Genomic DNA, 206 nt, shown 5'->3' with positions numbered 1-206 from the left:
TGCGCAGCAGGCACCTGGTAGCGGCCGCTGGGCCCCGGCGCGCCGCAGTCGTGCCTCCAGGGCCAGCGCCGTGCCCGCCCGGGGGCCAGGCTCGGGTCGCTGCTGGGTGCGCAGCAGGCACCTGGTAGCGGCCGCTGGGCCCCGGCGCGCCGCAGTCGTGCCTCCAGGGCCAGCGCCGTGCCCGCCCGGGGGCCAGGCTCGGGTCG

Annotated in this window: 1 protein-coding gene; it reads right to left on the bottom strand. The window is 81.6% G+C overall.

All coding sequences use genetic code 11. The annotated features are described in order from the left end of the window. Nucleotides 1–206 (bottom strand): hypothetical protein (locus BEN49_RS28975; RefSeq protein WP_204376159.1); only part of this gene is annotated, 206 nt, incomplete at both ends.

Origin of the sequence: Hymenobacter coccineus, from assembly GCF_001816125.1 — a bacterium.
Lineage (GTDB): Bacteria > Bacteroidota > Bacteroidia > Cytophagales > Hymenobacteraceae > Hymenobacter > Hymenobacter coccineus.
Note: the sequence above shows the minus strand (reverse complement) of the source record. Positions and strands in the feature narration are given on the sequence as shown.